The 19,116-nt window shown below is 69.1% G+C and carries 17 protein-coding genes and 1 pseudogene; 15 read left to right on the top strand and 3 right to left on the bottom strand.

Annotation, left to right across the window (positions count from 1 at the left end):
* Positions 1-29 precede the first annotated feature (29 nt).
* From ED208_RS03270 to ED208_RS17225, 11 genes and pseudogenes are all read left to right on the top strand, one after another.
* Complete coding sequence (locus ED208_RS03270) at positions 30-794, top strand: enoyl-CoA hydratase family protein (protein ID WP_123210409.1); 765 nt, start codon at positions 30-32, stop codon at positions 792-794.
* Complete coding sequence (locus ED208_RS03265) at positions 791-1,969, top strand: acyl-CoA dehydrogenase family protein (protein WP_123210408.1); 1,179 nt, start codon at positions 791-793, stop codon at positions 1,967-1,969. The genes ED208_RS03270 and ED208_RS03265 overlap by 4 nt, the downstream gene beginning before the upstream one ends.
* 3 nt (positions 1,970-1,972) lie before the next feature.
* The gene (locus ED208_RS03260; RefSeq protein ID WP_123210407.1) at positions 1,973-3,031 is read left to right on the top strand and encodes an acyl-CoA dehydrogenase family protein; all 1,059 of its coding nucleotides are present in this window, start codon (positions 1,973-1,975) and stop codon (positions 3,029-3,031) included.
* A gap of 18 nt (positions 3,032-3,049) precedes the next feature.
* Complete coding sequence (locus tag ED208_RS03255; RefSeq protein ID WP_123210406.1) at positions 3,050-4,198, top strand: acetyl-CoA C-acetyltransferase; 1,149 nt, start codon at positions 3,050-3,052, stop codon at positions 4,196-4,198.
* A gap of 135 nt (positions 4,199-4,333) precedes the next feature.
* Positions 4,334-5,212, top strand: coding sequence for an SDR family oxidoreductase (locus tag ED208_RS03250; RefSeq protein WP_123210405.1), 879 nt, complete (start codon positions 4,334-4,336; stop codon positions 5,210-5,212).
* Positions 5,213-5,359: 147 nt separating this feature from the next.
* Complete coding sequence (locus tag ED208_RS03245) at positions 5,360-5,797, top strand: acyl-CoA thioesterase (RefSeq protein WP_123210404.1); 438 nt, start codon at positions 5,360-5,362, stop codon at positions 5,795-5,797.
* A gap of 360 nt (positions 5,798-6,157) precedes the next feature.
* Complete coding sequence (locus tag ED208_RS03240) at positions 6,158-6,811, top strand: DUF305 domain-containing protein (protein ID WP_123210403.1); 654 nt, start codon at positions 6,158-6,160, stop codon at positions 6,809-6,811.
* 101 nt (positions 6,812-6,912) lie between these two features.
* Positions 6,913-8,322: an LVIVD repeat-containing protein gene (locus tag ED208_RS03235; protein WP_123210402.1), complete on the top strand. Its 1,410-nt coding sequence runs from the start codon at positions 6,913-6,915 to the stop codon at positions 8,320-8,322.
* Between the two features lie 85 nt (positions 8,323-8,407).
* Positions 8,408-9,511, top strand: a pseudogene (locus ED208_RS17765) (acyl-CoA dehydrogenase family protein); the annotation flags it as partial.
* A gap of 129 nt (positions 9,512-9,640) precedes the next feature.
* Positions 9,641-10,798: an acyl-CoA dehydrogenase family protein gene (locus tag ED208_RS17760; protein WP_366512204.1), complete on the top strand. Its 1,158-nt coding sequence runs from the start codon at positions 9,641-9,643 to the stop codon at positions 10,796-10,798.
* A gap of 164 nt (positions 10,799-10,962) precedes the next feature.
* Positions 10,963-11,127, top strand: coding sequence for a hypothetical protein (locus tag ED208_RS17225; protein WP_158608406.1), 165 nt, complete (start codon positions 10,963-10,965; stop codon positions 11,125-11,127).
* 1 nt (position 11,128) lies between these two features.
* Here the strand turns inward: ED208_RS17225 and ED208_RS03225 are convergent, their stop codons facing one another.
* Both ED208_RS03225 and ED208_RS03220 read right to left on the bottom strand, forming a co-directional pair.
* Positions 11,129-13,408: a bifunctional acetate--CoA ligase family protein/GNAT family N-acetyltransferase gene (locus ED208_RS03225; protein ID WP_123210400.1), complete on the bottom strand. Its 2,280-nt coding sequence runs from the start codon at positions 13,406-13,408 to the stop codon at positions 11,129-11,131.
* Complete coding sequence (locus tag ED208_RS03220) at positions 13,405-14,346, bottom strand: histone deacetylase family protein (protein ID WP_123210399.1); 942 nt, start codon at positions 14,344-14,346, stop codon at positions 13,405-13,407. Before ED208_RS03220 ends, ED208_RS03225 begins: the two co-directional genes overlap by 4 nt.
* A gap of 268 nt (positions 14,347-14,614) precedes the next feature.
* Between ED208_RS03220 and ED208_RS03215 the strand changes: the two genes are divergently transcribed.
* The 4 genes from ED208_RS03215 to ED208_RS03200 all read left to right on the top strand — a co-directional run bounded on the left by ED208_RS03215 (position 14,615) and on the right by ED208_RS03200 (position 18,238).
* Positions 14,615-16,084, top strand: a complete 1,470-nt coding sequence (locus ED208_RS03215) for a PAS domain-containing sensor histidine kinase (protein WP_123210398.1) — start codon at positions 14,615-14,617, stop codon at positions 16,082-16,084.
* Positions 16,085-16,095: 11 nt separating this feature from the next.
* A complete protein-coding gene (locus tag ED208_RS03210) occupies positions 16,096-16,704 on the top strand; it encodes a response regulator transcription factor (protein WP_123210397.1) in 609 nt (202 codons plus the stop codon).
* Between the two features lie 169 nt (positions 16,705-16,873).
* Positions 16,874-17,638 carry a Crp/Fnr family transcriptional regulator gene (locus tag ED208_RS03205; protein WP_123210396.1) on the top strand — a complete coding sequence of 255 codons (765 nt, stop codon included), beginning with the start codon at positions 16,874-16,876 and terminating at the stop codon, positions 17,636-17,638.
* A 12-nt stretch (positions 17,639-17,650) separates the two neighbouring features.
* Entirely contained in the window at positions 17,651-18,238 is a 588-nt protein-coding gene (locus ED208_RS03200; protein WP_123210395.1) for a hypothetical protein, read from the top strand.
* On the opposite strand, the gene ED208_RS03195 is transcribed toward ED208_RS03200, so the two are convergent.
* The gene (locus ED208_RS03195; RefSeq protein WP_123210394.1) at positions 18,235-19,074 is read right to left on the bottom strand and encodes an RNA polymerase factor sigma-32; all 840 of its coding nucleotides are present in this window, start codon (positions 19,072-19,074) and stop codon (positions 18,235-18,237) included. The two genes, ED208_RS03200 and ED208_RS03195, sit on opposite strands and share 4 nt — an antisense overlap.
* Positions 19,075-19,116: the final 42 nt, after the last annotated feature.

The following is a 19,116-nucleotide window of genomic DNA, read 5'->3' as shown; positions in this document are numbered from 1 at the left end:
GGGAGGGGCTCACTTAACCCGAGTCGCCCATGAGCGAACAATTCAAAACCACCATCAGCGACGGCATTGCCGAGCTGGTCATCGACCGGCCGCCGGTCAACGCCCTCAACGACGCTGGCTGGCATGCGCTGGCCGACGAGATCACCCGGCTCGGCACGCTGCCGGAGGCGCGGGTGATCGTGCTGCGCGCCGAGGGCCGCGGCTTCTGCGCCGGTGTCGATATCAAGGAGCTGGACAAGCACCCGGAGAAGATCATCTCGGTCAATGCCGGCAACTACCGCAGTTTTGAAGCGGTGCACCGCAATCCCTTGCCGGTGATTGTCGCTGTGCACGGCTTCGTGCTCGGCGGCGGCATCGGCCTGGCCGGCGCGGCGGACATCGTGGTCGCCAGCGATTGCGCCACCTTCGGTGTGCCGGAGGTGGATCGCGGCGCCATGGGCGGCGGCGCGCATTTGCAGCGGCTGTTCCCGGTGCAGAAGGTGCGCATGATGTATTTCACCGGCGACTCCATCACCGCCGCCGAGGCCTACCGTCTGGGCGCCATCGAGAAAGTGGTGCCCAAGGCCGAGTTGCGCGAGGCCGCACTCGCCATCGCCGCCAAGATCGCCGCCAAGAGCACCGTGATGATTCGCTTGGCGAAGGAGTCGCTGAACGGCATCGAGGACGGCAATCTCGAAAGCAAGTATCGCTGGGAGCAGGGCTTCACCCTACAGGCCTATTCGAGCAAGGACTCGGCCGAGACCCGGCGTGCCTTCGTCGAAAAGCGCGAAGCCGAGTTCAAGGATCAGCCATGAGACTCGAATACACCGAGCGGCAGAAGAAATTCCGCGCCGAAGTCCGCGAATGGATGACGGCAAATGTGCCCAAGCAGGCGCTGAGCAGCTTCGACACCCAGGAAGGCTTCGAGCAGCACCGTGCCTGGGAAGCCAAGCTGCACGAGGGCCGCTGGAGCGCGGTGACCTGGCCCAAGGAACTCGGCGGGCGTAGCTGCGACCTGATCGACTGGCTGATCTTCGAGGAAGAGTACTGGCGTGCCGGCGCGCCGCTGCGGGTCAACCAGAACGGCGTGTTCCTGCTGGCGCCGACGCTGATGGAATACGGCACTGACGAGCAGAAGGCGCGCTTTCTGCCGCGCATGGCGGCGGGCGCGGACATCTGGGCGCAGGGCTGGTCGGAGCCGGGCGCCGGTTCCGACATGGCGGCGATCCGTACCAAGGCCATCCTCACCAGTGATTCCCAGGGCGATCACTACGTCATCAACGGCCAGAAGACCTGGTCGACGCGCGCGGTCTATGCCGACTGGTGCTTCGGCCTGTTCCGCACCGATCCCGATTCGAGCCGCCACCACGGCCTCACCTTCATCCTGCTGCCGCTAAACCTGCCGGGCATCAGCATCCGCCCAATCAAGCAGCTCAACGGCCTGCCCGGCTTCGCCGAAATCTTCTTCGACAACGTCCGAGTCCCAGTGGCCAACCGCCTGGGCGCCGAAGGCCAGGGCTGGAACGTGGCGATGGCCACCGCCGGCTTCGAGCGCGGCCTGATGCTGCGCTCGCCGGCGCGCTTCCAGAAAACCGCGCAGAACCTGGTCGCGCTCTACCAGCGCCACCGCGAGCATGCCGACCGCGATCCCTCGATCCGCGACGCGGTGCTGAAGAGCTGGATGGACGCCGAGGCCTATGCGCTCTCCACCTACCAGACCGCCAGCCGGCTGGTGCGTGGCGGCCACATCGGCCCCGAGGCCTCGACCAACAAGATCTTCTGGTCGGAGCTGGACCTGCTGATGCACGAGACCGCCATGCGCATCCTCGGCGCCCGTGGCGAGCTGATGCCGGAAGCGCCGGAGGCCGCCGAGAGCGCGCCCTGGCTGGACGGCTTCCTGTTCGCCCAGGCCGGGCCGATCTATGCCGGCAGCAACGAGATTCAGCGCAACATCATTGCCGAGCGCATGCTCGGCCTGCCGAGGGCCTGATCCATGGACTTCACATTTACCGAAGACCAGCTCTCGCTCAGCGACGCCATCCACAAGTTCCTGATGGTGGAAGCCGCCCCCGAGCTGCTGCGCGAGATCTGGGAAACCGAATCCGGCCGCAGCGCCGAGATGCGCGCCAAGCTCGCCGACCAGGGCCTCACCGCGCTGTCGGTGCCCGAGGCCTACGGCGGCATGGGCCTGGGCGATCTCGACTGGGTGCTGATCCAGCAGGAGCTGGGCTACTACGCCATTCCCGATTCGCTCACCGCTACCGCCTACCTGGCGGTGTACCTGAGCAAGGCGCTGCCGGAAGACTCCAAGCTCAAGGCGCACTGGCTGCCGAAGATCGCCGACGGCAGCGCCCGTGTGGCGGTCGGTCATCCGATCAATCCCTTCGTTGCCGACGCCGCCAATGCCAGCCTGCTGCTGCTCTGGCACGCCGACGAGCTGCACGCCTTGCGCCCGGAAGAGGCGACGCTGACGCTCAACGCCAGCATCGATTCCTCGCGCCGGCTCTACCGCGTGCAGTGGACGCCCAGCGACAAGACCCGCGTCTGCGGCGCCGAGCAGGGCCGCGAACTCTGGCAGGGCGTCATCAACCGCGCCGGCGTCGCGATCTCCGCACAGCTGCTCGGTCTGGCCCAGCGCATGCTCGATCTGGGCACCGACTACGCCGCCCAGCGCAAGCAGTTTGGCAAGCCGATCGGCAGCTTCCAGGCGGTCAAGCACCACCTGGCCGATGTCGCGGTGAAGATCGAGTTCGCCCGGCCGGTGGTGCAGCGCGCCGCGCAGTCGCTGGCCACCGGGCATCCGCGCGCCGGCCTGCATGTCTCGCACGCGCGGCTGGTCGCCGGCGAAGCGGCGCGGCTGGCGGCGCGCAAGAGCATCCAGGTCCACGGCGCGATGGGCTACACCTGGGAGGCGGATCTGCAGATGTTCATGAAGCGCGCCTGGGCGCTGGACGCCACCTGGGGCGACGCCATTTTCCACAAGGCGCGCATCGCCGACTTCGTGCTGGCCGAGGGCGCTGCCCTGGGGCCGGCGGAAACCTTCACCCACTAAGCAAGCAAGAGAAACCTCATGGCCGAAGCCTATATCGTTGACGCCCTGCGCACGCCTACCGGCAAGCGCAAGGGCAGCCTGTCGCAGATCCACGGTGCCGACCTCGGCGCCCATGTTCTCAAGGCGCTGGTCGAGCGCAATGCCATCCCCGCCGACGACTACGACGACGTGATCTTCGGCTGCCTCGACGCCATCGGTCCGCTCGCCGGCAACATCGCGCGCACCTGCTGGCTGTCGGCCGGCCTGCCGCTGCACGTGCCGGGCGTGACCATCGACCGCCAGTGCGGCAGCTCCCAGCAGGCGGTGCACTTCGCCGCGCAGGCGGTGATGTCCGGCACCCAGGACGTGATCGTCGCCGGTGGCGTGCAGACCATGACCCAGATTCCGATCTCCTCGGCGATGATCGCCGCCAAGCCGCTGGGCTTCGCCGATCCCTTCTCCGGCTCCAAGGGCTGGACGGCGCGCTTCGGCAGCGAGCCGGTGAGCCAGTTCCACGGCGCGCAGCTGATTGCTGACAAGTGGAACATCTCGCGCGAGGAGATGGAGCGCTTCTCGCTGGAAAGCCATGTGCGCGCCCGCCGCGCCATCGCCGAAGGCCGCTTCAAGAAGGAGATCGTGGCGATCAATGGGCTGGAGCACGACGAGACCACCCGCGAGACTTCGCTGGAACAGATGCAAAAGCTGGAGCCGCTGGCGCCCGGCGGCACCATCACCGCCGGTGTCTCCAGCCAGACCGGCGACGCCGCCTCGGCGATGCTGATCGTCTCCGAGCGTGCACTGAAGAAGTACAACCTCAAGCCGCGTGCCCGCATCCAGCACATGAGCGTGTACGCGGACGATCCGATCTTCATGCTCACCGCGCCGATCCCGGCCACGCACTACGCGATGAAGAAGTCCGGCATGAAGCTGGAAGACATCGACCTGGTCGAGATCAACGAGGCCTTCGCCCCGGTGGTGCTGGCCTGGTTCAAGGAGACCGGCTATCCGCACGCCAAGACCAACGTCAACGGCGGCGGCATCGCGCTGGCGCATCCGCTGGGCGCCACCGGCGTCAAGCTGATGACCACCCTGCTGCACGAGCTGGAGCGCACCGGCGGCCGCTACGGCCTGCAGACCATGTGCGAAGGCGGCGGCGTGGCCAACGTCACCATCATCGAACGACTGTGAGTGAGTTCCCCTCTCCCCTCGTGGGAGAGGGGCTAGGGGAGAGGGGGCTGCGCGCTAGCCAGTGAAGCACCCCCTCTCCCTCGATCCCTCTCCCACGGGGGGAGAGGGAAGACCAGCTAACGAGGAAGCAGCATCATGGGTATCTGCGACAACCGCACCATCATCGTCACCGGCTCCGGCGCAGGCCTGGGGCGTGAATACGCTCTGGCGCTGGCCGCCGAGGGCGCCAATGTCGCCGTCAACGACATCCGCCTGGAAGCCGCCGAAGCGGTGGTGCAGGAAATCCAGGCCGCCGGTGGCAAGGCGGTGGTGGCGCTCGGCGACATCACCAGCATGGCCGGCGCCGACGCGATCATCGCCGCCGCGCTCGCCGCCTTCGGCGAGGTGCATGGCGTGGTCAACAACGCCGGCGTGGTGCGCGACCGCATGTTCGCCTCGCTCAGCGAGGACGACTGGGACACCGTGGTGCGCGTCCATCTCAAGGGCCACTTCTGCCTCGCCAGCAAGCTGGTGCAGCGCTGGCGCGATCAGGTGAAGGCCGGCGGCAAGCCGCTGGGCCGCATCGTCAACACCAGCTCCGGCGCCGGCCTGCAAGGCAACATCGGCCAGAGCAACTACTCGGCGGCCAAGGGCGGCATCGCCTCGCTGACCCTGGTGCAGGCGGCGGAACTCGGCCGCTATGGCGTCACCGCCAACGCGCTCGCTCCGGCGGCGCGCACCGGCATGACCGAAGGCCCGTTCGGCGCGATGATGAAGGCGCCGGAAGACGGCAGCTTCGACCACTACCATCCCGGCAATGTCGCGCCGCTGGTGGTGTATCTGTGCAGCGAGCTGTCGCAGGGCGTGACCGGCAAGGTGTTCGAGGTGGAGGGCGGCAAGATCTCCATCGCCCGTGGCTGGAAGACCGGCACGGTGAAGAACAAGGGCGCCCGCTACGCGCCGCAGGAACTGCACACGGTGATCGGCGAGCTGATCGCCACCGAGCCCCCGGCGCAGAAGGTCTACGGCACCTAAAGCTCGTGAATAAATCTACTGCGCTGCCCATCCGCGTCGTCATGCGGTGCTCGAAATCCTCACGCACAGTAGTGCGCTCCGGTTTCTGCGCTCCTATTCCTAGCGGCTGGGCATGCTCGCTACGATTTCTTCACAAGCTTTGAGCCCATGCCGCTTGGTACAGAAGGCACGCGCCCGCAGGACTACCGCTACTGGGCCGACGAGCGCGTCCGCTTCTACGACCTCGACCTGATGGGCCATGTGAACAACGTGGCCTACACCATCTATGCCGAGTCCGGGCGCGCCGCCTTTTTGCGGCACATCGGCTTCTGGACCGAGACCGGCGCGCGCCAGAATGTGATCGCGCGGCTGGAGATCGACTACCGGCAGGAGCTGAAGTACCCCAACGAGCTGCGGGTGGGCATCAACGTCCAGCGCATGGGCGGCAGTTCCTTCGTGCTGGGCGTGGGCATCTTTGCCGGCGAGGTCTGCGTCGCCACCGCCCGTGCCACCCTGGTGCGCTTCGACGGCCAGACCCGCAAGGCGCTGGCGCTGACCGAGGACGAGCGCGCGACGCTCGCTCCCTACCTGGCCACGCCGGCCTGAGACCGGGCAGATTTTCCCGACGACAGCCGGCGGCGGGCGGTGCTAGGGTGTGTCATCAATTACCTGCTCGCTGCGTTGCGAGTCAAAACCGCGCAGTGCGAGGCGCGAGACGTAGCGCAGGTTGGAACCTGTGCAAGTCTCGCAACGACGCACTGCGCGGTTTTGGCCGCAACCCTTCGGGGCCGGACTGTTTTGGGGCATTGCGGCGTCAGCCAGAGAGGGAAATAGAACCAACTATTCCCCTCCCTGCCTTCCTTGCACTGCCCCAAAACAGACTTCGGCCGCAGCGACCAGGTAATTGATGACACACCCTAGGTTCGCGGCCTCGATCCCCTGGCTCTGCTGGCGTTCGCCCTGCTCATGCGTTCTCTGATTCCCGTGCTCGCGCTGTTGACCGGCGCCGCCGCCCTGGCGGTGGGCGGCTGGCAGCAGCACCAGGCCCGGCAGGAACGCGCGGCGCTGCAACAGCAGCAACCCAGCCCCATCGACATCCGCTTCGCCCAGTTCATGGCCCAGCACCACGAGCAGGCGCTGGTGATCGCCCAGACCCTGCTCGACGCTCCTCCGGGTGCTGCGGCGCTGCTCGCCCAGGGCGTGCGCAATCAGCAGTTGCTGGAGCTGGGCCAGATGCACGGCTGGCTGCGGCTCTGGGAGCAGCCTGCGGTGCCGCCTTCAAAAAGCATGGACTGGATGCTGCTCGGGCAGGCGCCGCCCGATCCCGAGCTGCGTCAGTACCTGCTCGATTGCCAGCGCGCCAGCACCGGCATGCCCGGCCTCGCCAGCCCGGAGGACTTGCAGACCCTGCGCGCCGCCAGCGGTCTGGAGCGCCAGCGCTGGTTTCTGGAGCTGATGCGCCGCCATCACCAGGGTGGCCTGCCGATGGCGCGCTTTGCCGCGCGAGAGGCGCGGCTGCCGGCCGTGCGCGAGCTGGCGGCGCGCATCGTCCGCGAGCAATCCGAGGAAGTGATGACGATCCGCAGCATCCAGGCGCGCCTGGATGCCGGCGCCGACTGAGCGCTTGACCGGGCCGACAGCCGTCTCGGCGCGGCGACCGTTGCTGATCTGAAAGGCGGTTCAGATAATCCTGGAAGAGTGCTCTTCGAGGAGAAACAACCATGAGCCGCATCCCGGCCCTGCTGTGTCCGCTGGTCCTTTCCGCCGCCCTGGCTGCCTGTGGTAGCAGTGCCCCGACCGAAGCGACCCCGAGCGGCGAAGCCACGCCCAAGGCCGCTTGCGGCCCCGGCTCACGACCGGAGACCGGCCTGCAAGGCCGGGTCAGCCGGGCGGAGATCGACAGCGGCCGTGCCGCCGAGGGCTATACCTGCAACACCCAGTTGGTCGGCTCCTACACCACCCCGAACGCGATCGGCACCGTGGGCGGCTTCAAGGTGGAGCGCTATGTCGACAAGGCCGGCCACGACTGCGCCTACTACGACACCACCCTGCTGTATCCCACCAATCTCGTGGACGCCCAGGGCGGCGTCCATGTGCTCGACATGAGCGATCCGACCCAGCCCAAGCTGACCGCGCGTCTGCTGACGCCGGCGATGCTGACGCCGCACGAATCGCTGGTGGTCTCGCAGCAGGCCGGCGTGCTGGCGGCGGTCACCGGCAACCCGGCCTTCTACCCGGGGCTGGTCGATGTCTACGACCTCAGCGCCGACTGCCGCAGCCCGAAGCTGCGCTTCACCGGCGCGCTGGGTTTCCTCGGCCACGAGAGCGGCCTGACGGCGGACGGCAAGACCTTCTACTCCGCCTCGCCCGGGACGCCGACGCTGACCGCTCTGGACATCTCCAATCCTTCGCTGCCGGTGCCGATCTGGACCGGTCCGATCTTCTCGCACGGCCTGTCGCTGAGCGCCGACGGCAACCGCGCCTACGTCGCCGAAGGCACCGGCAAGGGCATGCTGATTCTCGACACCTCCGAGATCCAGGCGCGCAAGAGCAATCCGCAGGTGCGCGAGCTGGGCAATGTCACCTGGCCGAGCATGTCGATTCCGCAGAACGCCCTGCCGTTCACCCGCGACGGCAAGCCCTACGTGCTGGAGATCGACGAGTATTCCGCCAGCTCGCAGGGCGGCAGCGTCGGCTTCAACGGCGATCTGGTCGGCGCCGGCCGCATCATCGACATCAGTGACGAGAGCAAGCCCAAGGTGGTCTCCGACCTGCGCCTGGAGGTGCACCAGCCGGAGAACCGGGACGCCATCGCCAACGACCCCGGCGCGCAGTTGCCGGTGCAGGGCTATGCCGGCCACTACTGCAATCTGCCGACGCGGGTGAACCCCGACATCGTCGCCTGCAGCATGATCATCTCCGGCCTGCGGGTGTTCGACATCCGCGACGTGCGCCGTCCGCGTGAAATCGCCTATTTCAACGCGCCGGTGCAGCCGCGCATCACGCCGATCTTCGAGGCCAGCAACTGGGCGATGTCCAGCCCTGCCTTCGTGCCCGAGCGCAAGGAGATCTGGTACACCGACGGCTACAGCGGCTTCTACGTGGTGCGGGTCACCAACGGCGTCTGGTAGCGGCGCGGTCTCGCGGCGGTAGGCCGGCACTCATCATCCCAACGGGTGATGAGTGCGCGCCGGGCGGATTGAATAATCCGCCACCATGAATCTCTCCCTGAATGACGATCAGCGGCTGATCCGCGAATCGGCCGAAAGTCTGCTCGCCGATGTCAGCACTTCGGCGGCGGTACGTGCCGCGATGGACAGCGAGCGCGGCTACGACCTCTCGGTCTGGAGCCGCATCGCCACCGAACTCGGCTGGTGCGGCATCGCCGTGCCGGAGGAGCTGGGTGGCCTGGGTCTCGGCCCGGTGGAGCTGGCGCTGGTGCAGGAAGTCTGCGGCTACCGCCTGCTCTGCGCGCCGTTCTTCTCCAGCGTCTGCCTCGCCAGCACCCTGTTGCTGGAAGTCGCCGACGACGCGGCGCGCGCCGCCTGGTTGCCGGCCCTCGCTGCGGGCGAGCTTCGGCTAAGTGCGCCGCTGCCATCCGATGCGCGTGGCTTTCTCGCCGCCACCGCGCTCCAGGCCAGCCCGCAAGCTGAGGGCTGGAGCCTGAGCGGTCGCGCTGCGCGCCTGCCCGAGGGCGACAGCGCCGATGCACTGCTGTTGCTGGCGGCGGTCGAGGGCGAGGCGCTGCCGGGCCTGTTCCTGGTTCGCCGCGAGGCCGACGGCCTGCGCGTCCGCAGCCAGCCCGGGTTTGACCAGGGCCGTCGCTTTGCCGAGGCCGAGTTGCACGCGGTCGCCGCCGAGCGCCTGGACGACGGCGAGCGCGCCGCCGCCGGTTACGCCGCCGCCGCCGCGCGAGTGCGCCTGTACATCGCTGCCGAGCAGTTGGGCGCGGCGCAGGCCTGCCTCGATCTGACGGTGGCCTACACCGCGACCCGCAAGCAATTCGGCCGCGCCATCGCCGGCTTTCAGGCGGTCAAGCACCGCTGTGCGGAGATGATGGTGCGCGTCGAGGCGCTGCGCTCGGCGGTGGCCGGCGCGGCCGCGCAACTCGCCACCGGCGCCGGGCTGGCGGAGTGCGTCGCCGAGTGCGCGGCTGCCAAGGCACTGGCCTCCGACACCCTGTACTGGTGCGCGCAGGAGGCGATCCAGTTGCACGGCGGCGTCGGCTTCACCTGGGAATACGACCCGCAGCTCTACTTCAAGCGCGCGCAGGCTTCGAGCCACTGGCTGGGTAGCGCGGAGGCGCTGCGCGAGCAGGTGGCCGCACAGGTCTTTTCCGAAGCACCGGTTCCCTCCCCTGCTAGCGGGGGAGGGCCAGAGCGGGGGCGTTTGGTCAGGGCGCCGGAACGCCCCGATCCCAGCTCGCTCCCGCCTACGGGGGAGGGAGCATTGGCGGCGTTTCGCGAAGAGATCGCCGGCTGGATGCAGCGCCATCTCAGCGGCCGCTATGCCTCGCTCAAACATCGCGGTGGCCCCGGCGATGAAGAGGCCGATCCGGCGCTGCGCAAGGAATGGGAACGTGAACTGGCCGCCGGCGGCTGGACCGGCGTCGGCTGGCCGAAGGCGCATGGCGGTCGGGGTCTTTCCATCGCCGAGCAGGTGGTCTTTCACGAGGAGTACGCCCGCGTCGGCGGCCCCGGCCGCATGGGCCACATCGGCGAGGGCCTGATCGGTCCGACGCTCATCAAGTTCGGCACGCCGGAGCAGCAACAGCGCTTCCTGCCGCGCATCCTCGACGGCAGCGAATACTGGGCGCAGGGCTATTCCGAGCCCAATGCCGGCTCCGACCTCGCCAACGTCCAGACCCGTTGCTGGCAGGAGGCCGACGGCAGCTGGCGCGTGCAGGGCCAGAAGATCTGGACCTCGCTGGCGCACGAGTCGGAATGGATCTTCGTGCTGGCGCGCAGCGAGCCGGGCAGCAAGGGCAACAAGGGCCTGAGCTTCCTGCTGCTGCCGCTGGACCAGCCGGGCATCGAGATCCGCCCGATCCGCCAGCTGGGCGGCGGCAGCGAGTTCAACGAGGTGTTCTTCGACGGCGCCAAAGCCGAAGCCGCCCATCTCGTCGGCAAGCCGGGCGAGGGCTGGAAGGTGGCGATGGGTCTCTTGGAGATCGAGCGCGGCGTTTCCACGCTGGGCCAGCAAATGCACTTCCTGCACGAGCTGGAGCGGGTGGTGGCGGCGGCCCGCCAGCGCGGCCTGGATCGCGACCCGTTCGTCCGCAACCGCATCGCCGCCGCCTGGGGTGGGCTGAAGGTGCTGCGCTACCACGCGCTACGCATGCTGGCGAGCGACGATCAGCTGAGCCTCGGCCGCGAGGCCCTGGTCTACAAGTACGCCTGGAGCAACTGGCACCGCGATCTCGGCAAGCTGGGCATGGACGTGCTCGGCGCCGAAGGCGAGGGCGGTGACGAAGCCGCGCGGCCCTTGCAGCAACTGTTCTTCTTCTCGCGCGCCGACACCATCTATGGCGGCACCAACGAGATCCAGCTCAACCTCATCGCCGAACGCGGGCTGGGCATGCCGCGCGAGGCACGGCCAGTCGTCTGAGCCATACCACCGTCTGCTAGCCGTGATGTGTTGGTGGGTTGTTGCTTGCCGGAAGAAATGGGGCGGCGGAGTTTGGTAGCAACGATGCCCGATAGCCTTGGCAGGAAAGCTGCGCCAAGAATGCGCGTGTCACGGCGTATGGTCGAGTCGGGATTGGCCGGCAGGTGTTCCATGCTGCCATCGACGAGGCATTGCACACCGGCCTTGCCAGCGTGGCCAAGCACGAATCTTCGCTGACGACGGCTGCCTTTCTCGAACAGGATGTGGAGCACGACTGCCAGCACCACATGAGCCTGCACAAGGGAACGACCGATCGCGGTACGGCCTAGGCTAGGCCGGCGCGTTGATCTCCACCCGCACGCAGCCCGGCTCCTCCGGCTCGGCGCGGCGGTGGAAGCCGAGCTTCTGTGCGGCCTTGAGCATCGGCGTGTTCTCGCTCAGCACCACGCCGTAAACCTGGCCGATGCCGCGTTGCCAGGCGTGGTCGAGCAGGCGTTGCAGGAGCGCGCGGCCGAGGCCGCACTGGGCATGATCGTGGTGCACCAGCAGACCAAACTCAGCGTGTCGGCCATCGGGGTCGGCGACCAGGGTGGCGATCGCCATCACCTCGTCGGGATCGCTGCCTTCCGGCACCAGCACCAGCGACATCTCGCGGTCGTAGTCGATCTGGGTCATGCGCGCGCCCATCGCATGGCTGAAGTGGCGGATGTAGGCGAAGAAGCGCATGCGCACCTCCTCGGCGTCGAGCTTCTGCAACAGGCGGATCAGGGCCGGCTCGTCGGCCGGACGCACCGCGCGCACGCGGTAGCGACGGCCGTTGCTGGCTTCGATCCGCCCCGAAAGCTCGCCCGGCCAGGGCGCCAGTGCCAGACGCTGGCGCTCGCCCGGCGGGGTGGCGCAGAGGGTGGCGTGGCCGCTCTGGGTGAGCCAACTGGCGTGTTCGCCATCGACGCAAAGCCTCAGGCCCAGCGCGCTCAGCCAGGGCTGGTCCACCAGCAACTGCGCCAGTTGCACCAGGGCGGTGGCGAGCGCCGGCCGCGCCTCGTCCTCGGGCGGCACTCCGGCGCGGTCCAGCAGGCGTCCGGCGAGCAGGGCATCGAGAGGCGCGAAGCCGTAGGCGGTGATCCCGCCGGGGCGGGTGGCTTGCAGGTGCAGGCCGAGTTCGGGGTGGCTGGCGATGCCGACTTCCAGCCTCGGGCTGGCGCCGGGCTGCGCCGCCGGCAGGCCGTAGCTGGCGAGCAACTGCGCCAGCTCGGCGGTGCTCAGCGCGGCGGGGCCGGCCAGCGCGCGCGCCTGCAACTGCCGGCGCAGCGCTTCCGGGTCGGCCTCGGGCAGGTGCTGCGGGGGTGGCGTCTGGGTGAGCAGCTCGCGGCGCCGGTGGTATTCCCAGCGGTAGCGCAGCGCGCGGGCGGCGGCGTCGGCGGAGGTGAAGGTGGCCAGCCCGGCCTGGGCGCAGCGGTTGCGCGCCGGCATCACGCTGTCTAGACCGAGCCAGACGGTGAGCAGTCGCGGATCGGGGCGCTGGCTGATCAACTCCGCCAGCTCGCTGTGCGAGGAGCCGGTGGCGGGGCTGTGGATCAGCAGCAGCGCCGGCAGGCGGGGGTCGGCGAGCAGCTGGAACAGGGCCTTGGCGAGCACTGTCGCCGGGGCGCTGCCGAAGTCCAGCGCGCCGCCGGCCTGGCGGTGCCTCGGCAACTGCGCGCGCAGGGTTTCGTCCAGCGCCAGCGGGCCGATGCCCTGGCGCGCCAGGGCATCGACGCCCAGGGTGCAGATGCCGGCGCCATTGCCCACTACCAGGGCCTGCGGGCTCTGCAAGGCTGGCAGGCGGTGCAGCGCCGCGAGCGCGTCAAACAGGCCGGGCAGGTTCTCGCATTCCACCATGCCGGCGCGGGCGAAGGCGGTGGAGCGCACCGGATCTGGCCCCAGACCGATGCGGGCGGCGGGCTGGGTTTGCAGCACCACCACCGGCTTCAGGCGCGCACAGGCGCGCGCCGCCGACATGAACTTGCGGCCGCCGCGCAGATGGCTCAGTTGCAGCACCACGCCCCGGGTGTGCGGGTCCAGCGCGGCGTAGTCGAGCAGGTCGGCGACATCGACATCGGCCTCGGCGCCGCTGATCGCCACCCAGGAGAAGCCCAGGTGGCGGCCGGTGGCCCAGTCCAGCGCGGCGGCGGCAATCGACTGCGACTGCGCGATCAGCGCCAGCCCGCCTTCGCTGGGCGCGCAGGGGAAGCTGGCGGCATTGAGGCCGGCGGCAGGGTGGATGACGCCGCCGCTGCGCGGCCCGAGCAGACGCAGGCCCTGGCGCCGCGTTTCCGCCAGCAGCGTCTGCTCGGGCGCCTGCGAATGCGGCCACAGCAGGGCGTGGCAGCCGCGCTCGCCGAGGCGGGCGATCAGGCGGGCATCGGCGAGCGCCGGGTCGGCGATCAGCGCGCAACTGCGCTGCGTTCCGGGCGGCCAGCCGGCGAGTGCGGCGTCGGTCCGCACCAGCCGCAAGGCCGGCTGGGCGCGCAGGTTGTCGAGCATCTGCCGCAGCGCCGGTTCCGCGCTGTCGCCGACGCAGATCACCGTGTCGGCACGCAGCAGGCTGTCGAGATGGCGGATGGTCATGCCAGGAGGCCGTCGCCGACGAAGGGCAGCAGGAAGGATTCCACCGAGCGTGCCAGGGCGTGCGGCTCGTAGCCACCTTCCAGGGTGGCGACCACCCGGCCCTGGCAGCAGCTCTCGGCGACGCCGGCAATCACGCTGCCCAGCCAGCGGAAGTCGTCAAAGCCCAGGCGCAGATCGCCGAGCGGATCCTGTGCGTGGGCGTCGAAGCCGGCCGAGACCAGGATCAACTGCGGGCGCAGGGTTTCCAGCAGCGGCAGCCAGCGTTCGCTCACCGCCTGCCGGAACACCGTGCTGCCGGCGTAGGCGGGCAGTTCCACGTCCACCAGGTTGCGCGCCTCGGGGGCGCCGGCCCAGTGTGGGTAGAGCGGGCTCTGATAGGTGGAGAACAGCCACACCCGGTCGTCGCCCTTGAAGATGTCGGCGGTGCCGTTGCCGTAGTGCAGGTCGAAGTCGAGGATGGCGATGCGCTTGAGCCCCCGGCTGAGCGCGTGGGCCGCCGCCACCGCGACGTTGTTGAAGAAGCAGAAGCCCATCGCCCGGTTGCGCTCGCAGTGGTGCCCCGGCGGCCGTACCGCGCAGAAGGCGAGGCCGGCCTTGCCGTCCAGCGCCAGATCGACGCCGAGGATGCCAGCGCCGGCGGCGCGCAGCGCGGCCTGGAGGGTGTGCTCGGACTGCTGGGTGTCGCCGTCGATGGCCACCGGGCCGCGACTGGTGTCGGCGTGGAAAACCCGGTCGAGGTGCGCCTCGCTGTGCACCCAGGCGAGCTGCTCGCGCAGCGCCAGTGGTGCCGGATGGTGGTGCAGAAAGTCGTAGAGGCCGCTGATCCGCAGGCGGTCGGTGATCGCGTTCAGCCGCTGCGCGCACTCCGGGTGCATCGCGCCCATGTCGTGGCGCAGGCAATCGGGGTGGCTGATCCAGGCGACGGGGCGGTAGCTCATGGCGGTGTTTGGGTTCTCCTGGCTCCGCACTCTCCGGCCCCGGAGTGCCGGTGGGCATTGACGCACATCAATGCGCTCTGGGGAGCTGGGGCCCAGTCTAGCGATGCCGGTCGCCGCCGGTGCCGAGGTTCAACCAAAGGTCATGTCGATCCGCCTGCTATGCGGTGGCGCCGGTCCGTCCCTGGCGGGTGACGCCGGGGCTGCCGTTACACTGAGGCGCTTGCTGCGGCTTTCTCCCCCTTCTCGTTTCAGAACCTAGGCGCCCGTCGTGGCCGAAGACCGTCTTAGTGCGCTGCTCGACGCCGCTGTCGACGCCATGATCCTGGCCGACGAGCGCGGCCGCATCACCCGCTTCAACCGCGCCGCCGAAGTGCTGTTCGGCTACACGCCCAGCGAGGTGATGGGCGAGAACCTGAGCATGCTCATGCCCGCTCCCTACCGTCAGGAGCACGACGGCTACCTGCTGCGCTATCAGAAGACCCAGCAGGCCCGCATCATCGGCATCGGCCGTCAGGTGACGGCCCAGCGCAAGGACGGCAGCACCGTGCCGATCGAGCTGTCGGTGGGTGAGTTCATCAAGGGCAAGGAGCGCGGCTATGTCGGCATCCTGCGCGACATTTCCGAGCGCCTGCGCCAGCAGGCCCAGCTCAAGCACCAGGCCGACGAGCTGCGGGTGATCTTCGAGAACGCGCCGACGCCGATCCTGATCACCAGCCTCGACGGCCAGATCATCAAGGCCAATCGCGCCTGCTGCGCCCTGCTCGGACGCAGCGAAGCGGAGATGCTCCGGCACTCGCAGCTGGACCTGCTGCACCCGGACGACCGCGCCGGCGCCCGCCAGCAGCTGGAGGCGCTAGGCGACGAGCAGCCCGCCAGCCGCTACGAGTGGCGCTATCTGCGCGGCGACGGCACCGTCGTGCATACCAGCAACTACGCGGCCTACAGCGTCGAAGCGGAGCAGCAGGAGCCACTGCTGATCAGCGAGATCGTCGACCGCTCGGCCCTGCTCAGCGCCGAGCACGAGGCCGAGGAGCTGCGCGCCCGGCTCACCCACGCCGGCCGCATCGGTACGCTGGGCGAGATGGTCAGCGGCATCGCCCACGAGGTGAACCAGCCGCTCACCGCCATCGCCAACTACGCCAATGCCTGCCGGCGGCTGCTGCAATCCGGCACGGCCGAGCCCGAGGAGCTGATCGGCACCCTGGAAAAGATCAGCGCCCAGGCCGACCGCGCCGGGCAGGTGATCCGCGGCCTGCGCAGCCTCACCCGCAAGCGCGATGCGGTGCGCGAGCGGCTGGATTGCAACCAGCTGATCAGCGAGGTCGCCAAGCTGCTGGAATTCGAGCTGCGCAACAGCGGCTGGCGGCTGCTGTTGCGGCTCACGCCGAAACTGCCGGCGGTGACCGGCGACGGCGTGCAGCTGCAGCAGGTGGTGCTGAATCTGGTGCGCAACGGCATCGAGGCGATGAGCGAGCGCGCCAGCGGCGACTTCATCCAGGTCGAGACCTATCCGGCCGGCGCGGGCTTTGTCGAGATCGCGGTCAGCGACTGCGGGCCGGGCATCAGCGAGGCGGTCGAGGCGCACCTGTTCGAGCCGTTCTACACCACCAAGCACCAGGGCATGGGCCTGGGCTTGTCGATCTGCCAGTCGATCATCGCCGCCCACGGTGGCGAGATGAGCTACCGTGGCAACGCGATGGGCGGCGCCACCTTCGTGGTGCGCCTGCCAACGGCCTAATGTGAGGGAGCATGGACACCGGTACGGTTTTCATCGTCGATGACGAAGAGGCGGTGCGCGACAGCATCGCCATGCTGCTGCGCTCGGTGGGCCTGCGCAGCCAGTTGTTCGCCGACGCCACCAGCTTTCTGCGCCAGTACCGCAGCGAGCTGGCCGGCTGCCTGGTGCTGGACGTGCGTATGCCACGGATGAGCGGCCTGGAACTTCAGCAGGAGCTGAACCGGCGCGGCTGGACCCTGCCGGTGATCTTCATCACCGGCCACGGCGATGTGCCGATGGCGGTGGAGGCGATGCGCGCCGGTGCGCTGGACTTCCTGCAAAAGCCCTTCAAGGACGACGACCTGATCCGCCGCGTGCAGAAGGCGCTGGACCAGGACGCCCGTGAGCGCGCCGCGCTGGCCGGCCGCGATCAGCTGCGTCAGCACTTCGAGGAACTCACCCCGCGCGAGCGCGAGGTGGCCCGGCGCATCGTCGCCGGCCAGGCCAACAAGGCGGTGGCGCTGGATCTCGGCCTGAGCGAGCGCACCGTCGAACTGCACCGCGCGCACGTGATGCAGAAGATGGAGGCCCGCAATCTGGCGCAGCTGGTGCAGATGCTGTTGCAGGTGGATAGCGCCTGAGACCCGACGCCAGGCAGGTTGCAGAGCGATCCGGCCAGCGGTCCGGCGCTGCGGACACTCCCCGGCCGACTACGTACTTCCCGCAGCCGGTCTGCGGAAACTCCGGATTTTCCCGCCGCCGTCCGGCCGGCAAGCTGTGCTCCATCGAACTTCCGAGCTGGAGCCCGCCATGGCCTTCGAGATCCGCAGCAACCCCACCGCCACCGCCTGCAATCCCGCGATCCGCAGCGCCTGCACGCTCTGCCCGGTGGGCGGCCACTGCGTCACCGCCGGCCTGCCGCAGGCCGACATGCAGCGCTGGGCCGGGGTGATGATTCCGCACCTGCCGCTGGCGCAGGCCGGCAAGTCGCTGTACGCCGCCGGCGCCACGGCCGACTGCGTCTACGTGGTGCGCGCCGGCTGCATCAAGACCTATACCGTCGATGGCGAAGGCAACGAGCGGGTGCGCGGCTTCTATCTGCCGGGCGACGTGGTCGGCCTCGACGCCATCGGCATCGGCCACTATCCCGAGAACGCGGTGACCGTGGTCGGCTCCCAGGTCTGCCGGGTGTCCAAGGGCCAGTTGCAGGGCTTGCTGGCCAGCGCTCCGTCGCTCAACCAGCGGGTGATGGAGCGCCTCACCGGCGAACTGCGCCTGGCGCTGGCGCTGGGCGGTGACTACAGCGCCGATCAGCGCGTCGCGGCCTTCCTGCTGCACATTCAGGAGCGCCTGAACGGACGCGGCAATGCCATCAAGCTGCCGATGAGCCGCCGCGACATCGCCAGCTATCTGCGTCTGGCCACCGAGACTGTGTGCCGGGTGCTGACCCGCTTCGAGGACAAGGGCTGGATCATCTCCGCCGACAAGACCGTCACCCTGCGCGAGCCGGCAGCGCTGTGGGCGCTGGCCGAGCCGGTGGGCATCTGCCGGCCGCGCCTGCGGCTGGCCGCCTGATCCCCACCGGGCATGGGTCTCGCGGCAGGCGGGCCGGCGGCCGGCACGTCGCCGGGGCGCCTGGAGATTTCGCTGCGCAGCATTCACCAGCTGTTCAACTCGCTGGACCCCTCGCCGTTCTACGAGCGCGATCTCGACAGCCATGCCGAGAACTACCTGGTCAGCTGGGCGCAAGAGCTGCCGCCGCGGGCGACCTTATCGCTGTGCCTGCGGCTGAGCGAGCCGCCGCCGGCCCTGGACGGACCGCAGTGGATCGAGGCGGCGGTGCAGCACTACTTCGCCGAGCGCGAGCGGCTCAAGCGTGCCGAGTTGCGCGGCCTGCTCCGGCAGGGGCGCACCAGCCTCGGCATCGGTCTGCTGTTCCTGACCGCCTGCCTGTTGCTGAGCCAATGGAGTCAGGCTCTGCTGCCGTCCGGCGTGATGGCCAGCCTGCTGCGCGAGAGCTTCCTGGTCGGCGGCTGGGTGGCGATGTGGCGGCCGATGCAAATCTACCTCTACGACTGGTGGCCGCTGGGTCAGCAGGCGCTGCTGTACCGGCGCATGAGCCGGATGCCGGTGACGCTGCGTCTGGCGCCGCCGGCCAGCTCGACCCCAGCCTAGGCGGCCAGTGCCGGTTCCAGCGAGCGGCGCAGACGCTGGCGGGCCTTCACCTCGATCTGCCGCACCCGCTCGGCCGAGACCCCGTACTGCTTGCCCAGCTCGGCCAGGCCGACCGGCTTTTCGGTGCTCAACTCGCGGCGGGAGACGATGTCGCGCGAGCGCGGGTCCAGCTCGGTCAGGGCATGGCGCAGCTTCGGCTGCATGCGCTGCTGCCAGTCCTCGGCCTCGATCTGCTCGGCGGGATCGGCGCCCTCCTGCGCCAGCCAGCGCTCGGGCGCATAGCCCTCGTCCGGTGCCGACAGCGAGCTGTCACCGCCGTGGAACAGGGCGTCGGCGCGGCGTACCTCGCGCAGGCTCACCTGCAACTGCGTGGCCATCGCCTGGGCGTCGGCGCTGCTCAGCGGCTCGCAGTCGCGGCGCAGCTTGCGCAGGTTGAAGAACAGCTTGCGCTGCGCTTTGGTGGTGACCTGCCGGACGATGCGGAAGTTGCGCAGGATGTATTCGTGGATCTGCGCCTTGATCCAGTGCACGGCGTAGCTGATCAGCCGCACGTTCCAGCCGGGCTGGTAGCGCTGCACCGCCTTCATCAGGCCAAGGTTGCCTTCCTGCACCAGGTCTTCCAGCGGCAGGCCGTAGCCCTGGTAGCCACGGGCGATGTGCACCACGAAGCGCAGGTGGCCGAGCACCAGTCGCCGGGCCGCTTCAGGATTGCCGGTGGCGTGCAGGTCTTCGGCGGCGCAGCGCTCTTCCTCGGGGCTCAGCCGGGGTTCGCGCTGGATGGCCTGGACAAAGGCCTCGAAGCCCTGGCTGGGATTGCGGCTGAGTAGGCTGTTCACGCGCGGCTCTCCTTTGATCGTCTGCCGCCCAGACTAGGCACC

It is taken from the genome of Stagnimonas aquatica (genome assembly GCF_003730135.1).
Classification (GTDB): domain Bacteria; phylum Pseudomonadota; class Gammaproteobacteria; order Nevskiales; family Nevskiaceae; genus Stagnimonas; species Stagnimonas aquatica.
Note: the sequence above shows the minus strand (reverse complement) of the source record. Positions and strands in the feature narration are given on the sequence as shown.

Bases quoted from the DNA above. Each gene is read 5' to 3' on its own strand.
- ED208_RS03235 (WP_123210402.1), top strand. From the start codon at position 6,913: ATGAGCCGCATCCCGGCCCTGCTGTGTCCGCTGGTCCTTTCCGCCGCC.
- ED208_RS03210 (WP_123210397.1), top strand. From the start codon at position 16,096: ATGGACACCGGTACGGTTTTCATCGTCGATGACGAAGAGGCGGTGCGC.
- ED208_RS03200 (WP_123210395.1), top strand. From the start codon at position 17,651: ATGGGTCTCGCGGCAGGCGGGCCGGCGGCCGGCACGTCGCCGGGGCGC.
- ED208_RS03205 (WP_123210396.1), top strand. From the start codon at position 16,874: ATGGCCTTCGAGATCCGCAGCAACCCCACCGCCACCGCCTGCAATCCC.
- ED208_RS03255 (WP_123210406.1), top strand. From the start codon at position 3,050: ATGGCCGAAGCCTATATCGTTGACGCCCTGCGCACGCCTACCGGCAAG.
- ED208_RS03265 (WP_123210408.1), top strand. From the start codon at position 791: ATGAGACTCGAATACACCGAGCGGCAGAAGAAATTCCGCGCCGAAGTC.
- ED208_RS03225 (WP_123210400.1), bottom strand. From the start codon at position 13,408: ATGACCATCCGCCATCTCGACAGCCTGCTGCGTGCCGACACGGTGATC.
- ED208_RS03260 (WP_123210407.1), top strand. From the start codon at position 1,973: ATGGACTTCACATTTACCGAAGACCAGCTCTCGCTCAGCGACGCCATC.
- ED208_RS03270 (WP_123210409.1), top strand. From the start codon at position 30: ATGAGCGAACAATTCAAAACCACCATCAGCGACGGCATTGCCGAGCTG.
- ED208_RS03240 (WP_123210403.1), top strand. From the start codon at position 6,158: ATGCGTTCTCTGATTCCCGTGCTCGCGCTGTTGACCGGCGCCGCCGCC.
- ED208_RS03220 (WP_123210399.1), bottom strand. From the start codon at position 14,346: ATGAGCTACCGCCCCGTCGCCTGGATCAGCCACCCCGATTGCCTGCGC.
- ED208_RS03245 (WP_123210404.1), top strand. From the start codon at position 5,360: ATGCCGCTTGGTACAGAAGGCACGCGCCCGCAGGACTACCGCTACTGG.
- ED208_RS03250 (WP_123210405.1), top strand. From the start codon at position 4,334: ATGGGTATCTGCGACAACCGCACCATCATCGTCACCGGCTCCGGCGCA.